Source organism: Cupriavidus sp. D384, from assembly GCF_001652915.1.
Classification (GTDB): domain Bacteria; phylum Pseudomonadota; class Gammaproteobacteria; order Burkholderiales; family Burkholderiaceae; genus Cupriavidus.
In genome coordinates this window covers 1-22,868 of record NZ_BBQI01000039.1, presented here as the reverse complement: position 1 = coordinate 22,868, position 22,868 = coordinate 1, and the positions used below count along the sequence as shown (strand labels likewise).

General features: G+C 66.2%; 21 protein-coding genes. 10 read left to right on the top strand and 11 right to left on the bottom strand.

All coding sequences use genetic code 11. From position 1 onward, the window contains the following. The first annotated feature begins 151 nt into the window (after positions 1–151). From A9J21_RS12080 to A9J21_RS12055, 6 genes are all read left to right on the top strand, one after another. Positions 152–1,243, top strand: a complete 1,092-nt coding sequence (locus tag A9J21_RS12080; RefSeq protein WP_066735840.1) for an LLM class flavin-dependent oxidoreductase — start codon at positions 152–154, stop codon at positions 1,241–1,243. A 36-nt stretch (positions 1,244–1,279) separates the two neighbouring features. Then, positions 1,280–2,311, top strand: coding sequence for an ABC transporter substrate-binding protein (locus A9J21_RS12075; RefSeq protein WP_066735838.1), 1,032 nt, complete (start codon positions 1,280–1,282; stop codon positions 2,309–2,311). A gap of 15 nt (positions 2,312–2,326) precedes the next feature. Further along, complete coding sequence (locus A9J21_RS12070) at positions 2,327–3,373, top strand: ABC transporter permease (RefSeq protein ID WP_066735837.1); 1,047 nt, start codon at positions 2,327–2,329, stop codon at positions 3,371–3,373. Further along, entirely contained in the window at positions 3,367–4,149 is a 783-nt protein-coding gene (locus A9J21_RS12065; RefSeq protein ID WP_066735836.1) for an ABC transporter ATP-binding protein, read from the top strand. Before A9J21_RS12070 ends, A9J21_RS12065 begins: the two co-directional genes overlap by 7 nt. A gap of 21 nt (positions 4,150–4,170) precedes the next feature. After that, on the top strand, positions 4,171–5,385 hold the full coding sequence (locus tag A9J21_RS12060) for a cytochrome c (RefSeq protein WP_066735835.1): 1,215 nt from the start codon (positions 4,171–4,173) through the stop codon (positions 5,383–5,385). 156 nt (positions 5,386–5,541) lie between these two features. Then, positions 5,542–6,219 carry a hypothetical protein gene (locus A9J21_RS12055; RefSeq protein WP_066735830.1) on the top strand — a complete coding sequence of 226 codons (678 nt, stop codon included), beginning with the start codon at positions 5,542–5,544 and terminating at the stop codon, positions 6,217–6,219. On the opposite strand, the gene waaC is transcribed toward A9J21_RS12055, so the two are convergent. Both waaC and A9J21_RS12045 read right to left on the bottom strand, forming a co-directional pair. Then, positions 6,192–7,211 (bottom strand): lipopolysaccharide heptosyltransferase I, encoded by a 1,020-nt coding sequence (waaC, locus tag A9J21_RS12050; RefSeq protein WP_066735828.1) that lies wholly within the window; start codon positions 7,209–7,211, stop codon positions 6,192–6,194. The two genes, A9J21_RS12055 and waaC, sit on opposite strands and share 28 nt — an antisense overlap. Positions 7,212–7,378: 167 nt before the next feature. Continuing rightward, positions 7,379–7,993 carry a cysteine hydrolase family protein gene (locus A9J21_RS12045; protein WP_066735826.1) on the bottom strand — a complete coding sequence of 205 codons (615 nt, stop codon included), beginning with the start codon at positions 7,991–7,993 and terminating at the stop codon, positions 7,379–7,381. Positions 7,994–8,079: 86 nt separating this feature from the next. Here A9J21_RS12045 and A9J21_RS12040 point away from each other — a divergent pair, with 86 nt between their 5' ends. Continuing rightward, positions 8,080–8,940 (top strand): LysR family transcriptional regulator, encoded by an 861-nt coding sequence (locus tag A9J21_RS12040; protein ID WP_066735825.1) that lies wholly within the window; start codon positions 8,080–8,082, stop codon positions 8,938–8,940. Between the two features lie 264 nt (positions 8,941–9,204). Then, positions 9,205–11,169: a diguanylate cyclase domain-containing protein gene (locus A9J21_RS12035; protein ID WP_082926364.1), complete on the top strand. Its 1,965-nt coding sequence runs from the start codon at positions 9,205–9,207 to the stop codon at positions 11,167–11,169. On the opposite strand, the gene A9J21_RS12030 is transcribed toward A9J21_RS12035, so the two are convergent. The 7 genes from A9J21_RS12030 to A9J21_RS12000 form a co-directional block, all read right to left on the bottom strand. Beyond that, positions 11,118–12,398 carry an AAA family ATPase gene (locus tag A9J21_RS12030; RefSeq protein ID WP_066735821.1) on the bottom strand — a complete coding sequence of 427 codons (1,281 nt, stop codon included), beginning with the start codon at positions 12,396–12,398 and terminating at the stop codon, positions 11,118–11,120. The two genes, A9J21_RS12035 and A9J21_RS12030, sit on opposite strands and share 52 nt — an antisense overlap. 182 nt (positions 12,399–12,580) lie before the next feature. Then, complete coding sequence (locus A9J21_RS12025) at positions 12,581–14,311, bottom strand: ABC transporter substrate-binding protein (RefSeq protein WP_066735936.1); 1,731 nt, start codon at positions 14,309–14,311, stop codon at positions 12,581–12,583. A gap of 175 nt (positions 14,312–14,486) precedes the next feature. Then, complete coding sequence (locus A9J21_RS12020; protein ID WP_066735819.1) at positions 14,487–14,795, bottom strand: DUF2160 domain-containing protein; 309 nt, start codon at positions 14,793–14,795, stop codon at positions 14,487–14,489. Positions 14,796–14,804: 9 nt separating this feature from the next. Further along, complete coding sequence (locus tag A9J21_RS12015; RefSeq protein WP_066735817.1) at positions 14,805–15,635, bottom strand: carbohydrate ABC transporter permease; 831 nt, start codon at positions 15,633–15,635, stop codon at positions 14,805–14,807. After that, positions 15,628–16,512: a carbohydrate ABC transporter permease gene (locus A9J21_RS12010; protein WP_066735816.1), complete on the bottom strand. Its 885-nt coding sequence runs from the start codon at positions 16,510–16,512 to the stop codon at positions 15,628–15,630. The genes A9J21_RS12015 and A9J21_RS12010 overlap by 8 nt, the downstream gene beginning before the upstream one ends. Beyond that, positions 16,509–17,609, bottom strand: coding sequence for an ABC transporter ATP-binding protein (locus A9J21_RS12005; RefSeq protein ID WP_066735815.1), 1,101 nt, complete (start codon positions 17,607–17,609; stop codon positions 16,509–16,511). The genes A9J21_RS12010 and A9J21_RS12005 overlap by 4 nt, the downstream gene beginning before the upstream one ends. A gap of 1 nt (position 17,610) precedes the next feature. Continuing rightward, positions 17,611–18,729 (bottom strand): ABC transporter ATP-binding protein, encoded by a 1,119-nt coding sequence (locus A9J21_RS12000; protein ID WP_066735814.1) that lies wholly within the window; start codon positions 18,727–18,729, stop codon positions 17,611–17,613. Between the two features lie 158 nt (positions 18,730–18,887). Between A9J21_RS12000 and A9J21_RS11995 the strand changes: the two genes are divergently transcribed. After that, on the top strand, positions 18,888–19,658 hold the full coding sequence (locus tag A9J21_RS11995; RefSeq protein ID WP_197497493.1) for a DeoR/GlpR family DNA-binding transcription regulator: 771 nt from the start codon (positions 18,888–18,890) through the stop codon (positions 19,656–19,658). Between the two features lie 72 nt (positions 19,659–19,730). On the opposite strand, the gene purU is transcribed toward A9J21_RS11995, so the two are convergent. Together purU and A9J21_RS11985 are read right to left on the bottom strand one after the other, a co-directional pair. Next, positions 19,731–20,597 carry a formyltetrahydrofolate deformylase gene (gene purU / locus A9J21_RS11990; protein ID WP_066735811.1) on the bottom strand — a complete coding sequence of 289 codons (867 nt, stop codon included), beginning with the start codon at positions 20,595–20,597 and terminating at the stop codon, positions 19,731–19,733. Positions 20,598–20,644: 47 nt separating this feature from the next. Further along, entirely contained in the window at positions 20,645–21,502 is an 858-nt protein-coding gene (locus tag A9J21_RS11985) for an NUDIX hydrolase family protein (RefSeq protein WP_156545822.1), read from the bottom strand. A 33-nt stretch (positions 21,503–21,535) separates the two neighbouring features. Here A9J21_RS11985 and glpK point away from each other — a divergent pair. Next, positions 21,536–22,868 (top strand): glycerol kinase GlpK (gene glpK / locus A9J21_RS11980; RefSeq protein WP_082926371.1); only part of this gene is annotated, 1,333 nt, incomplete at its 3' end.

Sequence of the window (22,868 nt, the reverse complement as noted above, 5' to 3'; positions counted from 1 at the left end):
GCCGGGCGTTGATAACGACGCATATCGCATATCGAGCCGCGGTTTTTGCTGCATATGGAGCGGCGTTTTTATTCGTTGGGTCTGCAGGCGCGGGGGCGTACGGTTGTCGTCCATACCCGTACACCATCCAGGCAAACCAGGAGCGCCACGCATGAGCGTCAATTTCATCGGCATGATCCAGAGCCAGAAGCAATCGGAAATCCATCCGCCCGCCGGGCCCGTGATCGATCGCGACTATGTGCGCGCGTTTGCGCAGGCCCACGAGCAGGCCGGGTTCGACCGCATCCTGGTGCCGCACCACTCCACCGGCCCATCCGCCACGCTGACCATCTCGTACGCAGCCGCGGTGACCGAGCGGATCCACTTCATGCTGGCCCACCGCCCCGGCTTCACGTCACCCACGCTCGCCGCGCGCCAGATCGCCACGCTGGACCAGTTCAGCGGCGGCCGGCTCGGCGTTCACTTCATCTCCGGTGGCTCTGACGACGAACAGAAGCGCGACGGCGATTATCTGGACCACGACCAGCGCTATGCCCGCACCGACGAGTACCTGGGCATCCTGCGGCGCATCTGGACGGAGCCGCAGCCGTTTGACCACGCGGGCGCCTTCTTCCGCTTCGAGCGCGGCTTCTCCGAGGTCAAGCCGGCGCAGCAGCCCCATGTGCCGATCTACTTCGGCGGCGCGTCCGAAGCAGCCATTGCCGTCGCCGGCAAGCATGCCGATGTCTATGCGCTGTGGGGCGAGTCGCTCGACCAGGTGCGCGAACTGACCACGCGCGTGCGCGCCGAGGCGGCAAAGCACGGCCGCGAGGTCAATTTCTCGGTGTCGTTCCGGCCCGTGCTGGCCGATACCGAAGAAAAGGCGTGGCAGCGTGCCGACGACATCCTCGAACGCACCCGCGCACTGCGCGTGCAGGCCGGCTACAGCCGGGGCGGCCCCCAGCAGAGCGAAGGCGCGCGCCGGCTTCTGGCGGCGGCCGGGCAAGGTGACCGCGTCGACCAGCGCCTGTGGACGGCCATCGCACGCGAAACAGGCGGCCGCTCGAACTCCACGGGCCTGGTCGGCACGCCGGAACAGGTGGCCGATGCCCTGCTGGCGTACTACGACCTGGGCGTCACCACCTTCCTGATCCGCGGCTTCGATCCGCTCGAAGACACCGTCGACTATGGCCGCGAGCTGATTCCGCGCGTGCGCGAGCTGGTGGCACAGCGCGATGCCGAACAGCGCCGCCGCGCCGCCTGAACCACCCACACCAACAACAACGGGGAGCGGGAAATCATGAGCCAGAACACCTTCCAACCTGATCAACCTGATCAACCTGATGCACGCCGCCGCAGCGTCCTGCGGCTCGCCGGCACGGCGGCCATTGCCGCACCGGCCCTGATCCTGGGCCGCCAGGCCTGGTCCGCGCCGCGCAAGCTGACCTTTGCGTGGAACCAGAACTCGTTCTGCCTGACGCCGATCGTGGTGGCCCAGGAAAAGGGCTTCTTCGAGAAGAACGGGCTGCAGGTGGACCTGATCAACTACAGCGGGTCCACCGACCAGCTGCTGGAATCCATCGCCACCGGCAAGGCCGATGCCGCCGTGGGCATGATCCACCGCTGGCTCAAGCCGCTCGAAGCCGGCTTCGACGTCAAGATCATCGGCAGCTCGCACGGCGGCTGCGTGCGGCTGGTGGGCGCCAAGGCCGCCGGCGTGACCAACCTGCAGGCGCTCAAGGGCAAGACCGTGGGCGTCAGCGACCTGGCCGCGCCCGGCAAGCATTTCTTCACGATCCTGCTGGCAAAGAACGGGATCGACCCGGATCGCGACATCACCTGGCGCCAGTACCCGGCAGACCTGCTCGGCGTGGCCGTGGACAAGGGCGAGATCCAGGCGATTGCCGACGGCGACCCCAACCTCTACCTGCTCGAGAAGCGCACCAACGGCGCCTACGTGGAACTGGCGACCAACCTGACCGGCGAGTACGCGCGCAAGGTCTGCTGCGTGATCGGCGCCCGAGGCGAACTGGTCCGCAACGACCGGCCCGCTGCGTCCGCGCTGGCACGCTCGATCGTGCAGGCCACCGACTACGTCAACGAGAACCCGAACGAGGCGGCCAAGGTCTTCGCCAAGTACTCGCCCAAGATCAGCACCGAGGACCTGCGCAAGCTCTATGCGTCGCTGACCTACAACCACCACCCGACCGGCGTGGACCTGCAGGAGGAGATCGCGTTCTACGCCGGCGATTTCCAGCGCATTGGCGTGCTCAAGAAATCGACCGATACGAAGAAGCTGGCGCAGCACGTCTACGCCAACGTACTGGGCTAACCCGGGAGAGCCGACATGGCAACCTCGCACCAAACGCTTGATGCACCCCTGCCACTCGCCGGATCGGCCGGATCGGCCGACGCGGCCCGCACGCCGTCGAGCGTCTGGCCCGTCGGCATCGTTGCCGCGCTGACATGGGGCGGCTTCGGCGCGCTCACGTGGCGCTGGCCGAACAAGGTGGCCGGCTTTTCGGACTGGGCCTATACCGAGGAACTCGGCATCGCGGTGCTGGTGGCCGCCGCCGCGCTGCTGGTGGTGGCGCTGGCGGGCGGCTACGCAGCTCCGCTGCGCCGGGTGCGGCAGACACTGCGGCATGCGGGCCCGTGGCTGGTGGCGTTGCCGCTGGTCTTCGCCGCGTGGGAAATCCTGACCGCCAAGACCGCGCTGCTGCCCACGCCCTTCTTCGCCCCGCCGCAGGCGCTGATCGAGGTCTATATCGACGACTGGCGCCGCCTGGGCGACAGCGCGCTGAACACGCTGAAGCTGCTCGGCTTCGGCGTGGCCTACGGCGGCGTGGCCGGCTTCCTGATCGGCGTGTCGATCGGATGGTCGCGCCGCATCGGCTACTGGGTGCATCCGGTGCTGCGCGTGCTGGGGCCGCTGCCCTCCACCGCACTGCTGCCGCTGACGTTCTACTTCTTCCCGTCAAGCTATTCGGCAGCCGTCTTCCTGATCGCGCTGGCGACGGCATTCCCGGTGGCGGTGCTGACCTGGTCTGGCGTAGCCAGCGTCAACAAGAGCTATTACGACGTGGCCCGCACGATGGGTGCGTCGGAGGCCTTCCTGGTATTGCGCGTCGCCATTCCGGCGGCACTGCCCCAGGTGTTCGTAGGGCTGTTCATGGGGCTGGGCGCGTCGTTCTCGGTGCTGGTCACGGCCGAGATGATGGGCGTGAAGTCCGGGCTGGGCTGGTACCTGACCTGGGCGCAGGGCTGGGCCTCGTACGTGAACATGTATGCCGCACTGATCGTCATGGCCCTGCTGTTCTCGGGCGTCATCACATTGCTGTTTGCCGTGCGCGACCGCGCGCTGTCATGGCAGAAAGGAACCGTCAAATGGTAGTGGCTGCATCGGAATCCACGCGTGGTGCCCGGATCGATATCCGCGCCGTCAGTCATGCCTTTGGCGATGGCGACAAGCAGCTGCCGGTGCTCGACAGCGTCGACCTGAAGGTGGCGCCGGGCGAATTCGTAGCGCTGCTCGGCCCCAGCGGCTGTGGCAAGTCCACGCTGCTGCGGCTGGTGGCGGGGCTCGACAGCCCGTCACAGGGCCAGATCCTGCAGGACGGCGCGCCGATCGACCGCCCCGACCCTTCGCGCATCGTCGTCTTCCAGGACCCCACGCTCTACCCGTGGCGCCGCGTGCGCGACAACGTCGCACTGGGCCTGCAGGCCCGCGGGCTGCTGCGCCGCGAAGGCCATCGAGTGGATGCCGCGCTCAGGCGCGTGGGGCTGGAGGCCTTCGCCCGCGCGTTTCCGCACCAGCTGTCGGGCGGCATGGCCCAGCGCGTGGCGCTGGCCCGTGCGCTGGTCAACGATCCCCGGCTGCTGGTGCTCGACGAGCCGCTCGGCAAGCTCGATTCGCTGACGCGCCTGGCCATGCAGAGCGACCTGGTGGAGTTGTGGCAACGCGCGGGGTTCTCGGCGTTGCTGGTGACGCACGACGTGGAAGAAGCGCTGTTCCTGGCGCAACGCGTGATCGTGTTCAGTCAGCGGCCGGCCCGCATCACCGCCGAGATCCCGGTCGACCTGCCCTACCCCCGGCATCGCGGCGATCCGCGACTCACCGAACTGCGGCACGAAGCACTGCGGCACCTGGGTCTCGATGCCAGCTGGTAACACCCTCTCCCGGCGCGCGCCATGAGCGCGCCGCCGCCACAGGTATGGCTCAATGCCCTGCTGCGCCTGGTTCAGGAAATCCAGCTTGGGCTGCTGCAGGTCTGGCACGTCCTGGGCTGGTCCGGCGACCTGCACGGCCAGCCTGCCTGGCCGTGGTCGCAACGCATTGCCGGCGAAACCCTGGTGATCGACCTCGGGCTGGCGCGCCAGCTTGGCTTGTCCGTGCTGGCCGCCGTGCTGGCGCTGGCCTGCCTGGCGGTGGCGCTGTGCTGGCGCAGGCGGCGCATGGCGTGGCTGGGCATCGGCACCCTGGCGCTGGTGGCGGCGCCATGGCCATCGCCAGCGCTGCTGGTCACGCCTGCGGCGCCCACGAGCTTCCACCAGAACCCCACACGATTCGCCGTGGATGCCATCGCGACCGGCGCCCAGGTCTACGCCCGGCATTGCGCGGCATGCCATGGCGACGACGGCCGTGGCGGAGGGCCGCTGGCGGCCACGCTGTCACGCTGGCCGCCCACCTTCCTGAGTCCGCTGCTGGGTCGGCGTGCCGAAGGCGAACTGTTCTGGCACATCGTAGCCGGCATGCGCGACCGCAACGGGCATGCGACCATGCCGGCCTTCGGCAACCAGATTGACGACGCGCAGGCATGGGCCGTGATCGACTACCTGAAGGCGCTGGCCGCCGGCACCGGCGGCGCCGCGCAGGGAAGCTGGCCGATACCGTTGCGATTGCCCGACGTGATGGTCCGCTGCGGCGAGACCGCCCCGCGCGCGCTGGACGACTGGCGCGGGCACCAGCGCGTCCGCGTGGTGGCATTCGATGGTTCGCCGGCAACGCTGCCTTTCGACGATCCACGCTTTCTGACACTGCTGGTCACGCGCGATGGCCGACCGCCGCCGGCGGTTCCCGATTTCCGCGCCGGCTGCGTGGCCGCATCCGCGCAGGCCTGGCCTGCGTTCGCGAAGATTGCCGGGGTCGACCCGTCGCGGTTGTCTGGCACCACGTGGCTGGCCGACCGCGACGGCTGGCTGCGCGCGCTGGCAGCGCCCGGGGACAACGGATGGAGCGATGCCAGTCTGGTCTGCACGGCGGGACAGCCAGCCTCGGGCGGTTCGGGCGGCTCAGGCACTGACATGGGCACCGGCCAGCGCCAGCCGCCCGATGGCCTGACCGCCCTGCTGCTGCGGATCGACGCGGAACCCGTGCGCTTTGTGCAAGGCGGATGGATCCACTGACTGGCGGGCCGTCCAGGAGGCGCACTGGATTGCGCTGCGTCAATCCGCCGCCAGGACGAGAAGTTTCCGCGCCAACAATTAGAAATGTCCTAACGACGTCGAATCGTACGGCGCGTAGCGTTGAGAGCTTCCCCCCAACGCTACGCCTTGAATACGATGTCGCTGGAACTGTCACCCGCCAATACCGAAAACGACTACGGCGCCGATGCGGGCCTGCTGAAAACCTGGACGGGCCACTATGCCGTGTCGGCCGGCCTGTTCGAGGTCAGGCCCCGCTATCTGCCGCGCGATGCGCGCCCCATCCTGGACGAGGATCTCGATTGCATCATCGGGTACCACCGGCGTTTCGGGCTGCGCAGCCATCTTTACGATCTCAACGGCGACATGTTCGCCGTTTCGGAAGACCTGTCGAGCCTGCCGCCGCCGGAAAAGCGTGACCCGCTGGTGGTGGTAGGCGGACTCTGGCGCGCCAATGTGCGCGGCCTGACCGCCGTGGGGCTGACGGGAACCGGCGCGGCGCTGGCGCCGGCCACGCTGGCGCAGCTGCGCACCCGGTTTGCCCGTCTGGCGCAGTCGTCGCTGCTATATCGTGGGGCAGCCCTGGCGCGCATGGACGATCCGCAGCGCTTTGTGCCGGTGCATATCCTGCGCCTGGCAATGCGTCACGGCGAAGCCACGGCCGCGCCGCCGGCGCTGACCCGCGCGTCGCGCTACCTGACGTGCATGCTGATCCGGCGCCAGCCGTTCATGCTTGACCTGGTCACCATGAACGGCAATACGACGATTGTGGATTTCGAATACTGGCGTTACGTCGATGCGCTGCCGGCGGCCTGAAGCGGTGCGCCGCCCACGGGCACAGGGCTGGCATGGGTGACGTAGTCGATGGCCCGCTGCACTTCGTCGACCGAAGGCGGTGCGCCGTTATCGCCGACCGACACCGACTGGCCCGGCTTGTTGACACCAAAATGGGGGCTCGACGTGGCAGTGAACAGCATGACCGTGGGCTTGCCCAGCGCATCCGCAAGATGCACAAAGCCCGTGTCCATGCCGACGACCAGCGCTGCAGCGTCCACGCGCTGGGCACACTCGGTGATCGACATGCGCGGCAGGACCTCCGCACCGGGAATGGCCGCTGCCAGTGCCTGGGCTTCCTGCTGCTCCTTCTGCGAGCCCCATGGCAACTGCACGCGGTAGCCGCGCCGGGCCAGCTGGTGCCCGATCTCGACCCAGTTGGCCTGTGGCCATTTCTTGATATCGAGCGACGTCGCGTGGAACAGCAGCGCACGCGGCACACCATCGGTGTTCAACGGCGTGGCCGGAGCCGGTACCCGCAGTTCGGCCGTCTCGTGCGGCTCGATGTCGTAGCCCAGTGCGTTGGCTACCACCATCCGCATTTTCTGGCGGCAGTTGGCATCGCCATGGGGGCCAAAAATCTCGGTGTAGGCGAACACGGCCTTTTCTTCGCCGAGAAATTCGGCCGCATAGCCGAGACGCCGCTTTGTCCGTGCCAGCCGGGCGGCGATGGCGCTCTTGTAGACGCCGTGAACGTCGATTGCCACGTCATAGCGTTCGCGGCGCAGCGACATCAGCGCACCGATGATGCCGCGCAGGTCGCGCCATTTGCGGCCGTTTTTCTTGAACTGACGCAGGGGCGGCGCGATGACGCGGTCGACGCCGACCGCCCAGCTGGGGATATCCGCGCACGAAGCGTCGGCAATCCAGTCGATTTTGGCGTCCGGATAGGCACGACGCAGGTCATACAGCAGCGGCAGGGTATGCACCATGTCGCCAAGCGACGTGATCTTGATAAGCAGGATGCGCTTCATGCAGGGGCGGCTTGATTGAGCGGACGCAGCGGGATTTGCCGCGTCGGAAAGGCGCTAGTATGCCCCAGACCGCCGCCCCCAGCGCGTGACCAATATGTAATTGATTGCACACATCTCAAATTCGCCACCCGCCCCCCCCGGCAAGGCTCACTTTGCGTCGGTCAGCGTCATTGCCACGCGGAAGCGTCCGCCACCACCGTCGCAAACCGGTCATTCAGCGCGGCCAGCGTGACCCGATGCAGTTCGGCGGCCCGCAACGGTTCGCCGCCCAGCGGGTCCGGCAAGTCACGCGTGGCGCAGCCCGCGGCGACCAGCGTGACGCGATAGCCATGATCGAGCGCCGAGCGCACGGTCGCGCTGATGCACATATGGGTCTGAAAGCCGGCCACGATCAGTTCCTTGCGGCCAAGCGCATCGAGTTGCGCTGCGAGGTCGGTGCCCGCAAAGCTGTTCGGCAGGTTCTTGATGACCGTCCGCTCGCCGTCAACCGGCGTTACACCTTCGATGATTTCCGCAAACGGACCCGATGGATCGAATGCCCCCCCGGGCTTGCCATGATGGACCACGTGGATCACGGGCGTGCCGTGCCGGCGGGCCAGCGCCAGCAGCGCGGCGCACTCTGCCACGGCTGCCGGCATGCCGGTCAGCGGCAGCTTGCCGTCGACGTATTCGCGCTGGTGATCCACCAGGACCAGTACGGCATCCGACCACGCGGAAGGCTGGCGGCTGGCGCCAGCGGCGTCGAGCAGAGTGAAGGGCTTGGCGGCGGGCGTTGCGGTCATGGGCGCTCCATAGGATGAAAGTGGCTATACAGGCATCCTAGAGGTCGGTAAGCTGTACGCCAATTAGCCACCAGATCACAACAACTGTGCAAAAAAGCACAATCACCTGGGACGACCTGCTGACCTTGTCCACGCTGATGCGGGTCGGAAGCTATTCGGCCTGCGCCCGGGAACTCGACATCACGCACGCCACGGCGATCCGGCGTATCCGGCGTCTGGAGACCGCGCTGGGCAAACCCGTGGCAACGCGCACCGACGGCACCTTCGTCCTGACGGCCGCCGGACGCAATGCGCTAGCCGCCGCACGCGAGATGGAACAGTCCGCCGACAGGTTGCTGCGCGAGATCGAAGGCGCCAGCCCGGGCGTATCCGGCGTGGTGCGGGTGGCGACAACGGCCTCACTGGGCAGCCATTTCCTCACACCGCGACTTCCCGGCTTCTACACAAGCAATCCCGACGTGGAAGTACGGCTCGAAGTGGATAACCGCGTCACCAGCCTGGCCCGGCGCCGGGCCCATATCGCGGTACGCCTGGCCCGCCCGCAGGAAGAATCGCTGGTCGCGCAGCGCGCCGGCACGATCCACTTCGGGCTCTATGCGCCCGCTGCCATGTCAGCCACCACGGCGGAATCGCGCGATACACCGCTGTGCGGCCTGCTCGACGAAGGCTTTTCGCTGCCGGAGGTCGAGTGGCCGCAGCTTCAGGGGCGGCGCTTCTCGTTCCAGTCCAACAGTTTCGTGGCCGTGCGCGAAGGCGTACGCGCCGGGCTGGGCGTTGCCCTGCTGCCGCACTATCTTGCGGCTGGCGAACCGGGCCTCTCGCTGGTCCGCCCGGTTCCCGAAGTGCTCCGCGAAATCTGGCTTGCCTACCCGCCGGAGTTCCGGGGCGCATCGCGATTCCGGCCCGTTATCGACTGGCTGGCCGAAGCGCTGACAGCCTGCCCTTGAGCCACACAAACGCGCCGCAGTGTCGCGTCGTCACCACGACGCGTCGCATACGCCACCTCATGTGGGATAGCACACGTGTTTCCAGCGCTGCTCCCGCCGAAAGAATTGGCGGTTCTGCTACGCTTTGAACCGGTTGCCAACGCTGCATCATCAGGATGCATCCAACAGATGGGCAGGGTCGTTGCATTGAAGCCCAGGTAACCGGGGAATCGGGTCAGTGCGCAGAACAAAAAGAGATTCATGCGGCACTCATTGAAGTATCGAATGGCAATCGCGGCCGCGACGGTTGTCTCGCTGGTATTTGTGGTGCGGGTCGGGTTTTCCCAGGTCTACGCATACACCCGCCTGAAAGAAGTCGTTCAGGCCCAGCAGGACACCCTGGTCAGACTGGTTGCCGATCAACTCGACGAGAAGCTCGAGTCGCGCGCCGTCGTGCTGCGGCGGCTCGCGCGCACGCTCGCGCCTGTTCTCGATCGTCCGGCTGGTCAGTTGCGTCAGATGGCCATCGATACGGTGGACATGCCCGAGCACTTCAATGCGACCTTCCTGGCCTCGACCGATGGCACCCTCATCTTCAGTACCGCCGTACCCGATGGCGTGAAGATGACCGTAGGCGACCGCGACTACTTCAAGGCCATCGTCAACGGCGCCGACTTTGCCGTCTCCGACCTGCTGCAAGGCAAGCATACAAGCGCCCCCGGCGTGGTCCTGGCCGTGCCGATGCATGACAGCCACGGTCAACTGCGCGGCGTGGTGGGCGGCGTGCTCAATCTTTCTGCAGAGAATTTCCTGCGCGAACTGGCGCAACACCGGGTGGGCGTCACCGGCTTCTATTGCCTGGTGTCGGCCGGCCCGAATCCGCGTTACGCGTTGCACCCCGATGCGGCAAAGGTACTCACTCCTGCCCAGGCCATCGGGGAGTCGTGCGGAGCCGAAGCCCCCGAATCGGAATTCGAATCGATCTGGCCCGAACAGCCCATCGTGGCGCGCTTCCTGCTGGAGTCGAATGGCTGGGAGGTGATATCTGTCCTGCCTGCCGCCGAAGCCTACGCGCCGCTGGTTGAAGTGCGCCACCGTGCCGTCATCCTGGGCATCGTGACGCTGCTGGCTGCCGCACTCCTGATGTGGGCCGTGATCCGGCACCTGCTGGCACCGCTTGAGCATCTGCATCGCACCGTGCGCCGCCTTTGCGAGCAGCCGGCCGCCATGGCCGAGTTGCCCGTGCGCCGCGACGATGAGATCGGCGAACTGGCCGGCACGTTCTCGGAAGTGATGACCCAGCTGATCGAACGCGAAGCCGCGCTGAAAGCTGCCACCGGCAATGCAGCGGCCAGCGAAAAGCGGCTGGAGGCCATTGCCAATCACGTGCCCGACCTCGTGGCCTTTGTCGACGCCGACGAGCGCTTCGTGTTCGTCAACCACGCCTACGCGCGCCATTTCGGCCTGCCTGCCAGCCAGATCACCGGCCTCTCGCTGCGCGAACTCTGGGGCACGCCCGAGTACGTGGCGAACAAGCCTTACCTGGACCAAGCGTGTGCCGGAGAATCCGTCACGTACAGCCGCGAGAATGCCGAGGGGCGCGCATGGGAAATGACCTTCCAGCCGGCCTGGAACGACGCCAAGGATGCCGTCACCGGGCTGCATATGTTCGCGCGCGACATTACCGGCGAACGCCAGAAGCTGCGCTCGCTGGAAGCCCAGACGCTGTCCGACCACCTGACGGGGCTGCTCAACCGCAAGGGCTTCGACCGGCGCCTGCAGGAAACCATGGCGCGCGCCGATGCTGGTGGCTACCGCACCGCGCTGCTGCTGGTTGACCTCGACGACTTCAAGGCGGTCAACGACACCTACGGGCACCCCATCGGCGACCAGCTGCTGGTCGCCTTTGCGGAGCGCCTGCGTGCATGCGTGCGCGCCGGCGACGCCGTGGCGCGGATCGGCGGCGACGAGTTCGCCATCGTGCTCGACAACGTGGGCAACCCCAACACGGTCGAACGCATCGCCCACACGGTGGTACACGCGGCCATGCGACCGTTCGACATTGACGGCCACCGGCTGGTCTCCACGGCCAGCGTGGGCAGCGCAATGCATCGTCCGGACCAGGGCACGTCGGTCAGCGAACTGTTCATGCGCGCCGACATGGCCCTGTACGATGCCAAGCGGCGTGGCAAGGCCTGCTATGCGTCGACAGGGGCCAGGCGCCCGGAGGATGCGTCTTCGGAGGTCTGAGACGCCGCCCCGGACGATGGAACGATAAACGCGTCCATGTCCTCGTCGGCATCCGGCCATTGCCTGCCCGGGATCTCGGGCACGATATCCAGCAGCCCCGCCCGCCGCATGGCGCCTGCCAGCGTCGGGTCCGCGAGCATATGGATGCCCAGTACCGAGCCCCACATCAGTTTCAGGGCAGTCAGCCGCTTCAGGGACTGTTCGATATCGCGCCGCTTCGGCGCCCGGTTCCACTCAGGGTCCAGTTCCTGGACGACCGTCCGGTACAGCCCCATCGTCCGGCTGTCGAACCCGGCAATCGTGGACGGATTGGCGGCCACCACGCGCAGCACGGCATCGTCGATCGGGTCCAGCGGATCCATTGCCTTCAGGAAAGGCTGGTGGACTCTGGCCAACCGCAGGTCAACGGCCCGTTCGAATGCGTGCCTGACGCTCACGCCCTCGAACTGGCCGTAAAGCGCTATCCTCAATGCGGCGTCCATCAGGACTTCGGGACGACTTTCCGCACGTTGAAACATCCTTTCGAGCAGCGCATCGTCGGCCGAAGGCGGCAGTTCATACTTGCGTCGTACCCACTGCAGGAAGTCCGCGCCGAGTTCCGGAAACGCAAACTGCGACGCGCTGTACATCGTGTGCCGTCCGCCCAGCATCATCAGCAGCTTCGTGCGATCGGAGCCTGTGAACACGGTCCGTACGCCATACAGTCCCCGTTCGTTGTTGAGCAGGTCTCGCGTGGCCTTCAGCGTGTACAGCATGCTGTCCCCTCGCTCGGTTGCCAGCATCTGCTGCGCTTCGTCGATGATCAGGATGATCGGACGGCGCATCCGGGCCGACAGCGCCTCCATTGAGCGGTAGACCCACAGTCCGCCCCGCTTCTCGCGCGCTTCGCCATGATCGAAGGCCAGCGACAGGCCTCCAAACCCGACACCCTTGAGTCCCACCGCGTGCGCAAACCTTGCCGCGATGCTCTCATTGGCATCCAGCGCTTTCTGGACTGCACCGGTCACCACGTCGGCAGGGTCCTTTTCCGTCTCGCCCCACAGATCCGCCATCACCACCAGGGCGCCGAGCTTGCGGATGGCCGGCACCACCTCTTGCCGCAGGAACGTACTCTTGCCGATGCCACGCGACCCCATCAGTGCGATGACCTTGCTGGCCGGCCCATGCACCAGCTTCTGTGCAATATCCGCAGCAAGCCTGGGGCGTTCGAAATGATCCGACAAATCCATATCGCTCCTCGTTCATCAATTTCCGCGAACGATTCTATGGACCCCAGCCCCGCCGTCCACCCCTCACCCCCGACTGCAACAGCAATGTTCCAATCCTTAACAGATCCACAAAAAAATGAAGCGGTGACGCAACACGCGCCACCGCTTCACACTGCAGGCTGAACACCCCGTTCAGGGAAGGATCAGCGAACTCGCCCTTCCTTCCACGCCTGCAGCAGTTTGTCGTAGGCGATGGTTTCGCCCTTCGGCTTTTCGTTGTCGAGCTTCTTCCACGGCGCGTGTTCCGACGACAGCCACTTCGACGGATCGCTCTTCGGGTTCAGCTTCGGCGCGCACTGGGCCATGCCCGCGCGCTGCAGCCGGCCCATCACCTGGTCCATTTCCTCGGCCAGGTTGTCCATGGCCGCCTGCGGGGTCTTCTCGCCTGTCACCGCCGTGGCCACGTTCTTCCACCAAAGCTGTGCCAGCTTCGGATAGTCAGGCACGTTGTTGCCGGTCGGCGTCCAGGCCACGCGGGCCGGGCTGCGGTAGAACTCGATCAGGCCACCGTACTTGGCCGCATTCTTGGTCAGGTACTCGTGGTGGATATCGCTGTCGCGAATAAAGGTCAGGCCGGTCAGCGACTTCTTCAGCGACACCGTCTTCGACGTCACGAACTGGGCGTAGAGCCACGCCGCGGCCAGGCGGTTCGGGTCGGTGTTCTTGAAGAACGTCCACGAGCCCACGTCCTGGTAGCCGTTCTGCATGCCCTGCTTCCAGTACGGGCCATACGGCGACGGCGCCATGCGCCACTTCGGCGATCCATCGGCATTGACCACCGGCAGGCCCTTCTTGGTCATGTCGGCCGTGAAGGCCGTGTACCAGAAGATCTGCTGCGCGACCTGGCCCTGCGCGGGCACCGGCCCGGCTTCGGAGAACGTCATGCCCATGGCCTGCGGCGGCGCGTACTTTTTCATCCAGTCGATGTACTTGGTCAGCGCATAGACGGCTGCCGGGCTGTTGGTGGCGCCACCGCGCGACACCGAGGCGCCCACCGGCGTGCATTTGTCTTCCGCCACGCGGATGCCCCACTCGTCCACCGGCATGCCATTGGGCAGGCCCTTGTCGGCCGAGCCGGCCATCGACAGCCAGGCATCGGTGAAACGCCAGCCCAGCGACGGGTCCTTCTTGCCGTAGTCCATATGGCCGAAGACCTTCTTGCCGTCCAGTTCCTTCACGTCGTTGGTGAAGAAGTTGGCGATGTCCTCGTAGGCCGACCAGTTCGTCGGCACGCCCAGGTCATAGCCGTACTTGGCCTTGAACTTGTCCTGCAGGTCCTTGCGCGCGAACCAGTCGGCGCGGAACCAGTACAGGTTGGCAAACTGCTGGTCGGGCAACTGGTACAGCTTGCCGTCCGGCGCCGTGGTGAACTTGGTGCCGATAAAGTCCTTGACGTCGATGCCCGGGTTGGTGAATTCCTTGCCGGCGCCGTTCATGTAGTCGGACAGCGGCAGGATGGCGCCGTAGCGATAGTGCGTGCCGATCAGGTCGGAATCCGAGATCCAGCCGTCGTAGATCGACTTGCCCGACTGCATCGACGTCTGCAGCTTTTCTACGACGTCGCCTTCCTGGATCAGGTCATGGTTGACCTTGATGCCGGTGATTTCCTCGAAGGCCTTGGCCAGCGTCTTCGATTCGTACTCGTGCGTGGTGATCGTTTCCGACACCACATTGATCTGCGTCACGCCCTTGGCCTTGAGCCTGGCGGCGGCATCGATGAACCACTTCATCTCGGCCTGCTGCTTGTCCTTGGCCAGCGACGACGGCTGGAATTCGCTGTCGATCCACTTCTTCGCCGCCGCCTCGTCGGCCCACGCGGCATGCCCGCATGTCAGTGCGGCCGCAAAGGCCAGGGCCGACATCCCCAACTTCACGCGCTCTTTCATTCGTTGTCTCCTCAGGTACCCTTCCCCGGTTCTGTCACAGGGTTGCGGCCCCGGGGAAGGGACAAGATCTCGCAGCCCATGAACCGCAACACCAGTTGAAAATTCCTGCGACCTGCCGTGCAACCTTCCTTGCGAGCCTCTTTGCGCCCCGCTTCCTGACGCGTCAGCCCCGCCGCATGACGATCAGCAGCACCACGGCCGAAATTGCCGCACTGATCCATACCGACGGCTCCTCCGCCAGCTGGAACCAGGCTTGCATCTTCTCGCCCAGGCCCACCCATGCCAGGTTGATCCACGCGGCGAACATCAATCCGATAAACAGGCGGTCGCCCCGCGTGGTGGCAATCGGCAGAAAGCCCTTGCGCTCCACGGTGGGCGCGCGCACCTCCCAGATCGTCATACCCACCAGCATCACCACCACCAGGGTAAAAAATACCGCTACCGGGGTAGTCCATACCATCCAGTTCAGCATCGCGGCTCCTTATACGCGGCCCATCGCAAAGCCCTTCGCGATGTAGTGCCGTACGAACCAGATCACGATCGCGCCCGGCACGATGGTCAGCACGCCGGCCGCGGCCAGCACACCCCAGTCCATGCCCGACGCAGACACCGTACGCGTCATCGTCGCCACGATCGGCTTGGCATTGACCGATGTCAGCGTGCGCGCCAGCAGCAGTTCCACCCAGCTGAACATGAAGCAGAAGAACGCGGCCACGCCCACGCCCGCCTTGATCAGCGGCAGGAAGATGGTCAGGAAGAAGCGCGGAAACGAGTAACCATCCACGTAGGCCGTCTCGTCGATCTCGCGCGGCACGCCGGACATGAAGCCTTCCAGGATCCACACGGCCAGCGGCACGTTGAACACCAGGTGGGCCAGCGCCACGCCGAGGTGCGTGTCCATCAGACCGATCGTCGTATAAAGCTGAAAAAACGGCAGCAGGAACACGGCCGGGGGTGTCATGCGGTTGGTCAGCAGCCAGAAGAACACGTGCTTGTCGCCAATGAACTGGTAGCGCGAGAACGCATAGGCCGCCGGCAGCGCCACGGAAATCGAGATCACCGTGTTCAGCACAACGTAGATCAGCGAATTGATATAGCCGGAATACCACGACGCATCGGTGAAGATCGTCACGTAGTGTTCCAGCGTGACGGCCGCCGGCCACAGCGACAGCGACGACACGATCTCCTCGTTGGTCTTGAACGACATGTTCACCATCCAGTAGATCGGCACGATGGCGAACAGCAGGTACAGCGTCAGGAAGACCGGACGCCACCAGCCCGGACGCTGGCCGGGAAGCTTGCGGTCAGCCATTGGGAACCTCCTCGGTGCCGGCCGTGCCGGCGCGCTGCATCCAGTTATAGAGCACGAAACAGGTCAGCAGGATGATCAGGAAGTAGACGATCGAGAACGCGGCCGCCGGCCCCAGGTCGAACTGCCCCACCGCCTTCTGTGTCAGGTACTGCGACAGGAACGTGGTGGCATTGCCGGGTCCGCCGCCGGTCAGCACGAACGGTTCGGTGTAGATCATGAAGCTGTCCATGAAGCGCAGCAGCACCGCAATCATCAGCACGCCGCGCAGTTTGGGCAGCTGGATGAAGCGGAAAACGGCAAAGCGGGATGCACCATCGATTTGCGCCGCCTGATAGTAGGCATCGGGAATCGCGCGCAGGCCTGCATAGCAGAGCAGCGCCACAAGCGGTGTCCAGTGCCAGACGTCCATGACCAGCACGGTCACCCAGGCATCCACGGCGCTCCCGGTGTAGTTGTAGGCAAACCCCATGCCGTCCAGCGCCGCCCCCAGCAGGCCGATATCGGTGCGGCCAAAGATCTGCCAGATCGTGCCCACCACGTTCCACGGAATCAGCAGCGACAGCGCGATGATGACCAGCGCGGCCGATGCCTGCCAGCCCCTGGCCGGCATGGCCAGCGCCAGCAGGATGCCGATCGGGATCTCCACGCACAGCACGGCCAGCGAAAAGCCAAGCTGGCGCAGCAGCGCGTCGTGCAGTTCTCCATCGCGCAGCACCGTGGCAAACCATTCGGTGCCCACGAACACGCGGCGTTCGGGCGAGATGATGTCCTGCACCGAATAGTTGACGATGGTCATCAGCGGCAGGATGGCCGAAAACGCCACGCAGATCACCACGGGCAGTACCAGCAGCCAGGCTTTCTGGTTGACGGGCTTCATGGGACCAGTTCCTCGTTGATGTAGAAGCAGGTGTGGCGGTTGAACACCGACAGCCACGCGGTTTCGCCGGGCCGCAGCGCGGCGGCCTCGGTGCCCAGCCGGGCCCGGATCGTGGCATCTTCGCCATGATTGACCTTCGAGGTCATCAGCCAGTAGGTGCCGATGTCCTGCGCGCGCTCCACGCGCACCGGCAGGGCCTGCGGGTCGCCCTCGGGCGCCAGTTGCAGGTATTCGGGCCGCACGCCGATCTTGAAGTTGCCAGCGGACTGCAGCGCCGACAGCGTCTGCGGCGGCAGGTCCGGCAGGAAGCGGCGCCCCGCCACCTCCACCGCGCCATCGCGCCACTGGCCCGGCAGGAAGTTCATGCCCGGCGAGCCGATGAAGTGCCCCACGAAGGTGTGCGCGGGCCGCTCGAACAGCGCATCCGCAGATCCCACCTGCACGGCCTTGCCGCGCGACATCACCACCACCTGGTCGGCAAAGGTCAGCGCCTCGGTCTGGTCGTGCGTCACGTAGATCAGCGTCAGCCGGAATTCGTGATGGATTTCCTTGAGCTTGCGCCGCAGCTGCCATTTCAGGTGCGGATCGATCACGGTCAGCGGCTCATCGAACAGGATGGCCGACACGTCCTGGCGCACCAGCCCGCGCCCCAGCGAGATCTTCTGCTTGGCATCGGCGGCCAGCCCGCTGGCGCGGCGGTCGAGCGAGGCCGACAGGTCTAGCATTTCGGCCACTTTGCCGACGCGTTCCTTGACCTGCGCGGCGCCCACCCCGCGATTGCGCAACGGGAAGGCGAGGTTCTCGCCGACCGTCATGGTGTCGTAGATCACCGGAAACTGGAACACCTGCGCGATATTGCGCGCCTGCGGCGAGGCGTCGGTGACGTCGTTGCCGTCAAAGCGGATAGTGCCCTGCGACGGCCGCAGCAGCCCCGAGATGCAATTCAGCAGCGTGGTCTTGCCGCAGCCGGACGGGCCCAGCAACGCATAGGCGCCTCCGTCCTCGAAGGTGAAGTTCAGCGGCAGCAGCGCGTAGTCTTCGTCCTTCTGCGGATCGGCCACATAGGAATGGGCGAGATCGAGATCGATGCGCGCCATGTCAGGCTCCCGACTCGGTAACGGGCGTGCTGACCACATCGGCCAGGGCGCCCGGGCGGCGCGGCGCGTGGATGCGGTCGCCGGCGGCATTGAACAGGTACAGCTGGCCCGGTTCGATATGGAGCGACAACGGCGCCCCCAGCTGCAGGTCGAGCACCCCGGCGAACTGGGCCACGAGGTTGCCGGCAGCCGTATCGACGTGCACGAAGGTATCGGAGCCCGACAGCTCGGCCAGGGAGACCTTGCCTGGCACTTCCACCGCGCCCGGCACCGGCCTCAGGCGCAGCGCGGCGGCGCGTACGCCCACCGTCACCGGGCCGCCCGGCGCATTGACCTCGGGCAACGGAATCACGATCTGGCCGGGCAGCGTCACGCGTCCGGCGTCCAGCACGCCTTCCACCAGGTTCATCGGCGGATCGCTGAAAGCGCGCGCCACCCGCAGCGAGGCCGGATAGTGGAAGACTTCGGGGGTCGGGCCGTACTGCAGTAGTTCGCCAGCATCGAGCACGGCAGTGTGCCCGCCCAGCAGCAGCGCCTCGGCGGGCTCCGTGGTGGCGTAGATCACCGTGGCATCGCCCTGCGCGAACAGGTGAGTCAGCTCTTCGCGCAGTTCCTCGCGCAGCTTGTAGTCCAGATTGACCAGCGGCTCGTCCAGCAGCATCAGCGGCGCATTCTTGGCCAGGGCACGCGCCAGGGCCACGCGCTGCTGCTGGCCGCCGGACAGTTCCGACGGGTAGCGTTCCAGCAAATGGTCGATATGCAGGCGGCCCGCCAGGCTGCGCACGCGGGCGTCGATGGCCTCGCGGCCGTCGCGCCGCAGCCGCAGCGGCGATGCGATGTTGTCGAAGACGGTCAGCGACGGGTAGTTGATGAACTGCTGGTACACCATCGACACGTTGCGTTCGCGCACCGGCACGCCGGTCACGTCCACGCCATCGACCCGCACGCGGCCGGCCGTGGGCTTGTCGAGCCCCGCCATGACCCGCATCAGCGATGTCTTGCCGGCCTGGGTGGTCCCCAGCAGGATGGTGACGGCGCCAGGCACGGGGGCCAGCGTCATCGGGTAAAGATAGGCTTGCGACCCCACTTGCTGCGCAATGCCTTCCAGGCTCAGCTGCATCCAGTCTCCAATGTTCCTGTGCTTGCTCAGCCACTCCGAAAACCGCGGCCAAGGCGCACTTTTCAAGTCAACCCGCTCGTTTTAGCTCAAAAACGAACATAAAACAATACTGCAGCGCGTCATTTGTTTTCGTTTCTGTTTGAACTAGAATGCCGGACATGACGCTTAATCCCCGCCAGACCGCCCTTCTCGAGGAAGTCCGCACCCAGGGCTTTGCCTCCATCGACGAACTCGCGCGCAAGTTCGGCGTGACCTTGCAGACCGTGCGGCGGGACGTGAACCTGCTGGCCGAGAACGGCATGCTGGCCCGCTTTCATGGCGGGGTGCGCATGGAGGGGTCGACCACCGAGAACATTGCCTACCGGCAGCGGCAGGCGCTCAACGCCGACGGCAAGGTGCGCATCGCGCGCGCCGTGGCGGCCGCTGTACCCGAAGGCTGCTCGCTGATCCTGAACATCGGTACCACGGTGGAAGAAGTTGCGCGGGCGCTGATTCATCATCGCGGCCTGCGCGTGATCACCAACAACCTGCACGTCGCCAACATCCTGGCCGACAACCCCGATTGCGAAGTCATCGTGGCGGGCGGAGTACTGCGCTCGCGGGACCGCGGCATCATCGGCGAGGCCACGGTGGAATTCATCCGCCAGTTCAAGGTGGATATCGGCCTGATCGGCATCTCGGGCATCGAGACCGACGGCACGCTGCGCGACTACGATTTCCGGGAAGTGAAGGTGGCGCGCACGATCATGGAACACTCGCGCGAGATATGGCTGGCAGCGGATGCCAGCAAGTTCAACCGCCGTGCCATGGTGGAGCTGGCGCCCCTGACCAGTATCGACCGGCTGTTTACGGACGAGCCGCTACGCGCGCCGTTCGACACGATGCTGGCGGAAAGCGGAGTGAAATGTGTGGTCGCGGATGGGGAGTGAGATCCGCCCGGGTTGCCCGCCGCCCCCTTCCGCTGGCGGAAGAGGGCGGCTGCCTGATGGCAGCGCCGGGGCTTACTTGAAGACCACCGTCTTGTGGCCGTTCACCAGGATACGATGCTCGGCGTGCCACTTGACCGCACGGGCCAGCGCCACGCATTCGACGTCGCGGCCGACGGCGGTCAGCTGCTCGGGGTCCATGCTGTGATCCACGCGCTCGATTTCCTGCTCGATGATCGGGCCTTCGTCCAGGTCGGCCGTCACGTAGTGCGCGGTCGCGCCGATCAGCTTCACGCCGCGGTCATGCGCCTGGTAGTAAGGCTTGGCGCCCTTGAAGCTGGGCAGGAACGAGTGGTGGATGTTGATCGCGCGGCCCTGCAGCTTGCGGCACAGGTCGTCGGACAACACCTGCATGTAGCGCGCCAGCACCACGAGGTCGATGTTCTGGTCGCGCACCACTTCGAAGACGCGCGCTTCCTGCGCGGCCTTCTGCTCGGCCGACGCATTCATCAGCGGCAGGTGGAAGAACGGCACGTCGTACGACGCGGCCAGCTGGTAGAAATCGCGGTGGTTCGACACGATCGCGGCAATCTCGACCGGCAGGCCGCCAGCCTTGGCGCGGAACAGCAGGTCGTTCAGGCAGTGGCCGATCTTCGACACCATGATCATCACGCGCGGCTTCACGGTGGCGTCGAACACTTCCCACTGCATGCCGAACTGGTCGCCCACGGGCGCGAAGGCGGCGCGCAGCTCGGCCAGTTCCGGGCCGCCGGCGGCGGTGCTGAAGTGCACGCGCATGAAGAAGCGGCCGGTGAACGCATCGCCGTACTGGTCAGAATCGACAATATTGCAGCCGTGCTGGAACAGCAGGCCGGAAACGGCATGCACGATGCCCGGCTGGTCCGGGCAGGAAAGCGTCAGGATAAATCCGGTGGTGCTCATCTTGGGCAAATCGGGGTTAGGCAAGCCCTGGCCGCGATGCCTGGTGTTCAGGGCTGGACGGCGGCCCAGCCGCGTCTGCGGAGGGCATCCAGCGTCACCAGCGTGGCGTCGACGGTCATGGCACGGCCCGCCATGATAGCAAGCAATGCCGCCGGGTCGATATGGCGATGCTCCGCCACTTCGCCGTCGCGGTTATGCGGCACGAAGCCGGCCGGCAGCACCAGGTCATATGCATACACGCGTTCCCACTGCACGCCTTCGGGGATTTCGCGCAGCACATCGATCACTCCGTGGGCCTCGGCCTGGCCCGCCAGCGCGGGCGGAATGCCCGATTCCTCGTCGCATTCGCGCACCAGCGTCTCCAGCGGGTCGCTGCCCGCCGGCATGCCGCCGGCCACGAGGTTGTCCCACATGCCTGGGTCCACCGATTTGGCCGCACTGCGCCGCGAGATCCACAGCGCCCGCTGCCCGGCCACGATGCCGTTCATGTGCGACGCAAAGGTCAGCAGCCCCAGGAAGCGGGCCGCGGCACGTTCGATCACCGCGAACGGCACCGCCTCGAGCGCCGGCGTGACGGCAAACAGCTCGTTGCGCCAGCCGCGCACGTGGCCCGCATCGGCCAGCTGCCGGGCCAGCGTCGCCAGCGCGGCATTGCGCGCGGCCGGCGTGGTGCAGGCGGGCAGCAGCGTCACGGCGCCCTGCCCGCTTTCCGGCCCGCTTTCCGGCCCGCTTTCCGCCCCGCTTTCCGGCCCCAGCACATCGCCCATGGCGCGCAGGATGGCGGCATGGTGCCGCGGCAACCAGCCCACCTGCACGCCATCCACCAGCAGCCGCAGGTGCGCGGCGGGATCGAAGGGGCTGCGCGCGGCAACGCCGGCAACGACTACGCTAACGATATCGGACATGGGAAAACACATTCACCGTTACGGATGGACCGCATGACACCCACGCATTCCACGCAATCGCCGCAGTACGTACTGGCCCTGGACCAGGGTACCAGCAGCTCGCGCGCCATCCTGTTCGATCACGCCGGCAATGTGGTTCGGATCGCCCAGCGCGAATTCCGGCAATATTATCCGCATCCCGGACACGTCGAGCACGACCCCTACGAAATCTGGCAGTCGCAGCTGGCCGTGGCCCACGAGGTGCTGGGCGATGCCAACGTCAGCGGTTCGCAGCTGCGCGCCATCGGCATCACCAACCAGCGCGAAACCACGGTGCTGTGGGACCGCAAGACCGGCGAGCCCGTGGGCCGCGCGCTGGTCTGGCAGGACCGCCGCACCGCACCGATGTGCGAAGACCTGCAGGCGGCCGGCCACGGCGACACCTTCCAGCAGAAGACCGGCCTGATCATCGACGCCTATTTCTCGGGCACCAAGCTGCGCTGGATGCTGGACCACTACGACGGCGCCCGCCAGCGCGCCGAGCGCGGCGAACTGGCGTTCGGCACGGTGGACAGCTGGCTGATCTGGCAACTGACCGACGGCGCACGCCATGTGACCGATGTGTCCAACGCGTCGCGCACGCTGCTGTTCAATATCCACGATTTCCGCTGGGACGACGAGCTGCTTGGCATCCTCGATATCCCGCGCAGCCTGCTGCCCGAGGTCGCCCCGTCCAGCGGCGAGGTGGCGCGCACGTCGGGGCGCCTGTTCGGCGTGGAAGTGCCCATCGCCGGGATCGCCGGCGACCAGCAGGCAGCCACGTTCGGCCAGGCCTGCCTGCGCCCCGGCATGGCCAAGAACACCTACGGCACCGGCTGCTTCATCCTGATGAATACGGGCGACCAGCCGGTGACGTCGCGCAACCGGCTGATTACCACCATCGGCTGGCAGATCGGCCAGGACACCCAGTACTGCCTGGAAGGCGGCGTGTTCATGGGCGGCGCCACGATCCAGTGGCTGCGCGACGGGCTCAGGCTGATCCACAGCGCCCCCGAGGTGGATCCGCTCGCGCGCCAGTGCGAAGACACCGGCGGCGTGGTGCTGGTGCCGGCGTTCGCCGGCCTGGGCGCGCCGCACTGGGACCCCTTTGCACGCGGCACGATGGTGGGCATCACGCGCGGCACCGGCGGCCCGCATATCGCCCGCGCCGCGCTGGAGTCGATCGCGCTGCAGAGCGTGGACGTGCTCGATGCCATGCAGAAGGACGCCGGCATCTCGCTGGCCGAACTGCGCGTGGACGGCGGCGCGTCGCGCAGCGACCTGCTGATGCAGATGCAGGCCGACCTGCTCGGCACGCCGGTCGTGCGGCCGCGCGTGACCGAGACCA

Excerpts from the sequence above, each read along its gene's own strand:
- A9J21_RS12080 (WP_066735840.1), top strand. The coding sequence starts at position 152 with ATGAGCGTCAATTTCATCGGCATGATCCAGAGCCAGAAGCAATCGGAA.
- A9J21_RS12075 (WP_066735838.1), top strand. The coding sequence starts at position 1,280 with ATGAGCCAGAACACCTTCCAACCTGATCAACCTGATCAACCTGATGCA.
- A9J21_RS12070 (WP_066735837.1), top strand. The coding sequence starts at position 2,327 with ATGGCAACCTCGCACCAAACGCTTGATGCACCCCTGCCACTCGCCGGA.
- A9J21_RS12065 (WP_066735836.1), top strand. The coding sequence starts at position 3,367 with ATGGTAGTGGCTGCATCGGAATCCACGCGTGGTGCCCGGATCGATATC.
- A9J21_RS12060 (WP_066735835.1), top strand. The coding sequence starts at position 4,171 with ATGAGCGCGCCGCCGCCACAGGTATGGCTCAATGCCCTGCTGCGCCTG.
- A9J21_RS12055 (WP_066735830.1), top strand. The coding sequence starts at position 5,542 with ATGTCGCTGGAACTGTCACCCGCCAATACCGAAAACGACTACGGCGCC.
- waaC (WP_066735828.1), bottom strand. The coding sequence starts at position 7,211 with ATGAAGCGCATCCTGCTTATCAAGATCACGTCGCTTGGCGACATGGTG.
- A9J21_RS12045 (WP_066735826.1), bottom strand. The coding sequence starts at position 7,993 with ATGACCGCAACGCCCGCCGCCAAGCCCTTCACTCTGCTCGACGCCGCT.
- A9J21_RS12035 (WP_082926364.1), top strand. The coding sequence starts at position 9,205 with ATGGCAATCGCGGCCGCGACGGTTGTCTCGCTGGTATTTGTGGTGCGG.
- A9J21_RS12030 (WP_066735821.1), bottom strand. The coding sequence starts at position 12,398 with ATGGATTTGTCGGATCATTTCGAACGCCCCAGGCTTGCTGCGGATATT.
- A9J21_RS12020 (WP_066735819.1), bottom strand. The coding sequence starts at position 14,795 with ATGCTGAACTGGATGGTATGGACTACCCCGGTAGCGGTATTTTTTACC.
- A9J21_RS12015 (WP_066735817.1), bottom strand. The coding sequence starts at position 15,635 with ATGGCTGACCGCAAGCTTCCCGGCCAGCGTCCGGGCTGGTGGCGTCCG.
- A9J21_RS12010 (WP_066735816.1), bottom strand. The coding sequence starts at position 16,512 with ATGAAGCCCGTCAACCAGAAAGCCTGGCTGCTGGTACTGCCCGTGGTG.
- A9J21_RS12005 (WP_066735815.1), bottom strand. The coding sequence starts at position 17,609 with ATGGCGCGCATCGATCTCGATCTCGCCCATTCCTATGTGGCCGATCCG.
- A9J21_RS12000 (WP_066735814.1), bottom strand. The coding sequence starts at position 18,729 with ATGCAGCTGAGCCTGGAAGGCATTGCGCAGCAAGTGGGGTCGCAAGCC.
- A9J21_RS11995 (WP_197497493.1), top strand. The coding sequence starts at position 18,888 with ATGACGCTTAATCCCCGCCAGACCGCCCTTCTCGAGGAAGTCCGCACC.
- purU (WP_066735811.1), bottom strand. The coding sequence starts at position 20,597 with ATGAGCACCACCGGATTTATCCTGACGCTTTCCTGCCCGGACCAGCCG.
- A9J21_RS11985 (WP_156545822.1), bottom strand. The coding sequence starts at position 21,502 with ATGTCCGATATCGTTAGCGTAGTCGTTGCCGGCGTTGCCGCGCGCAGC.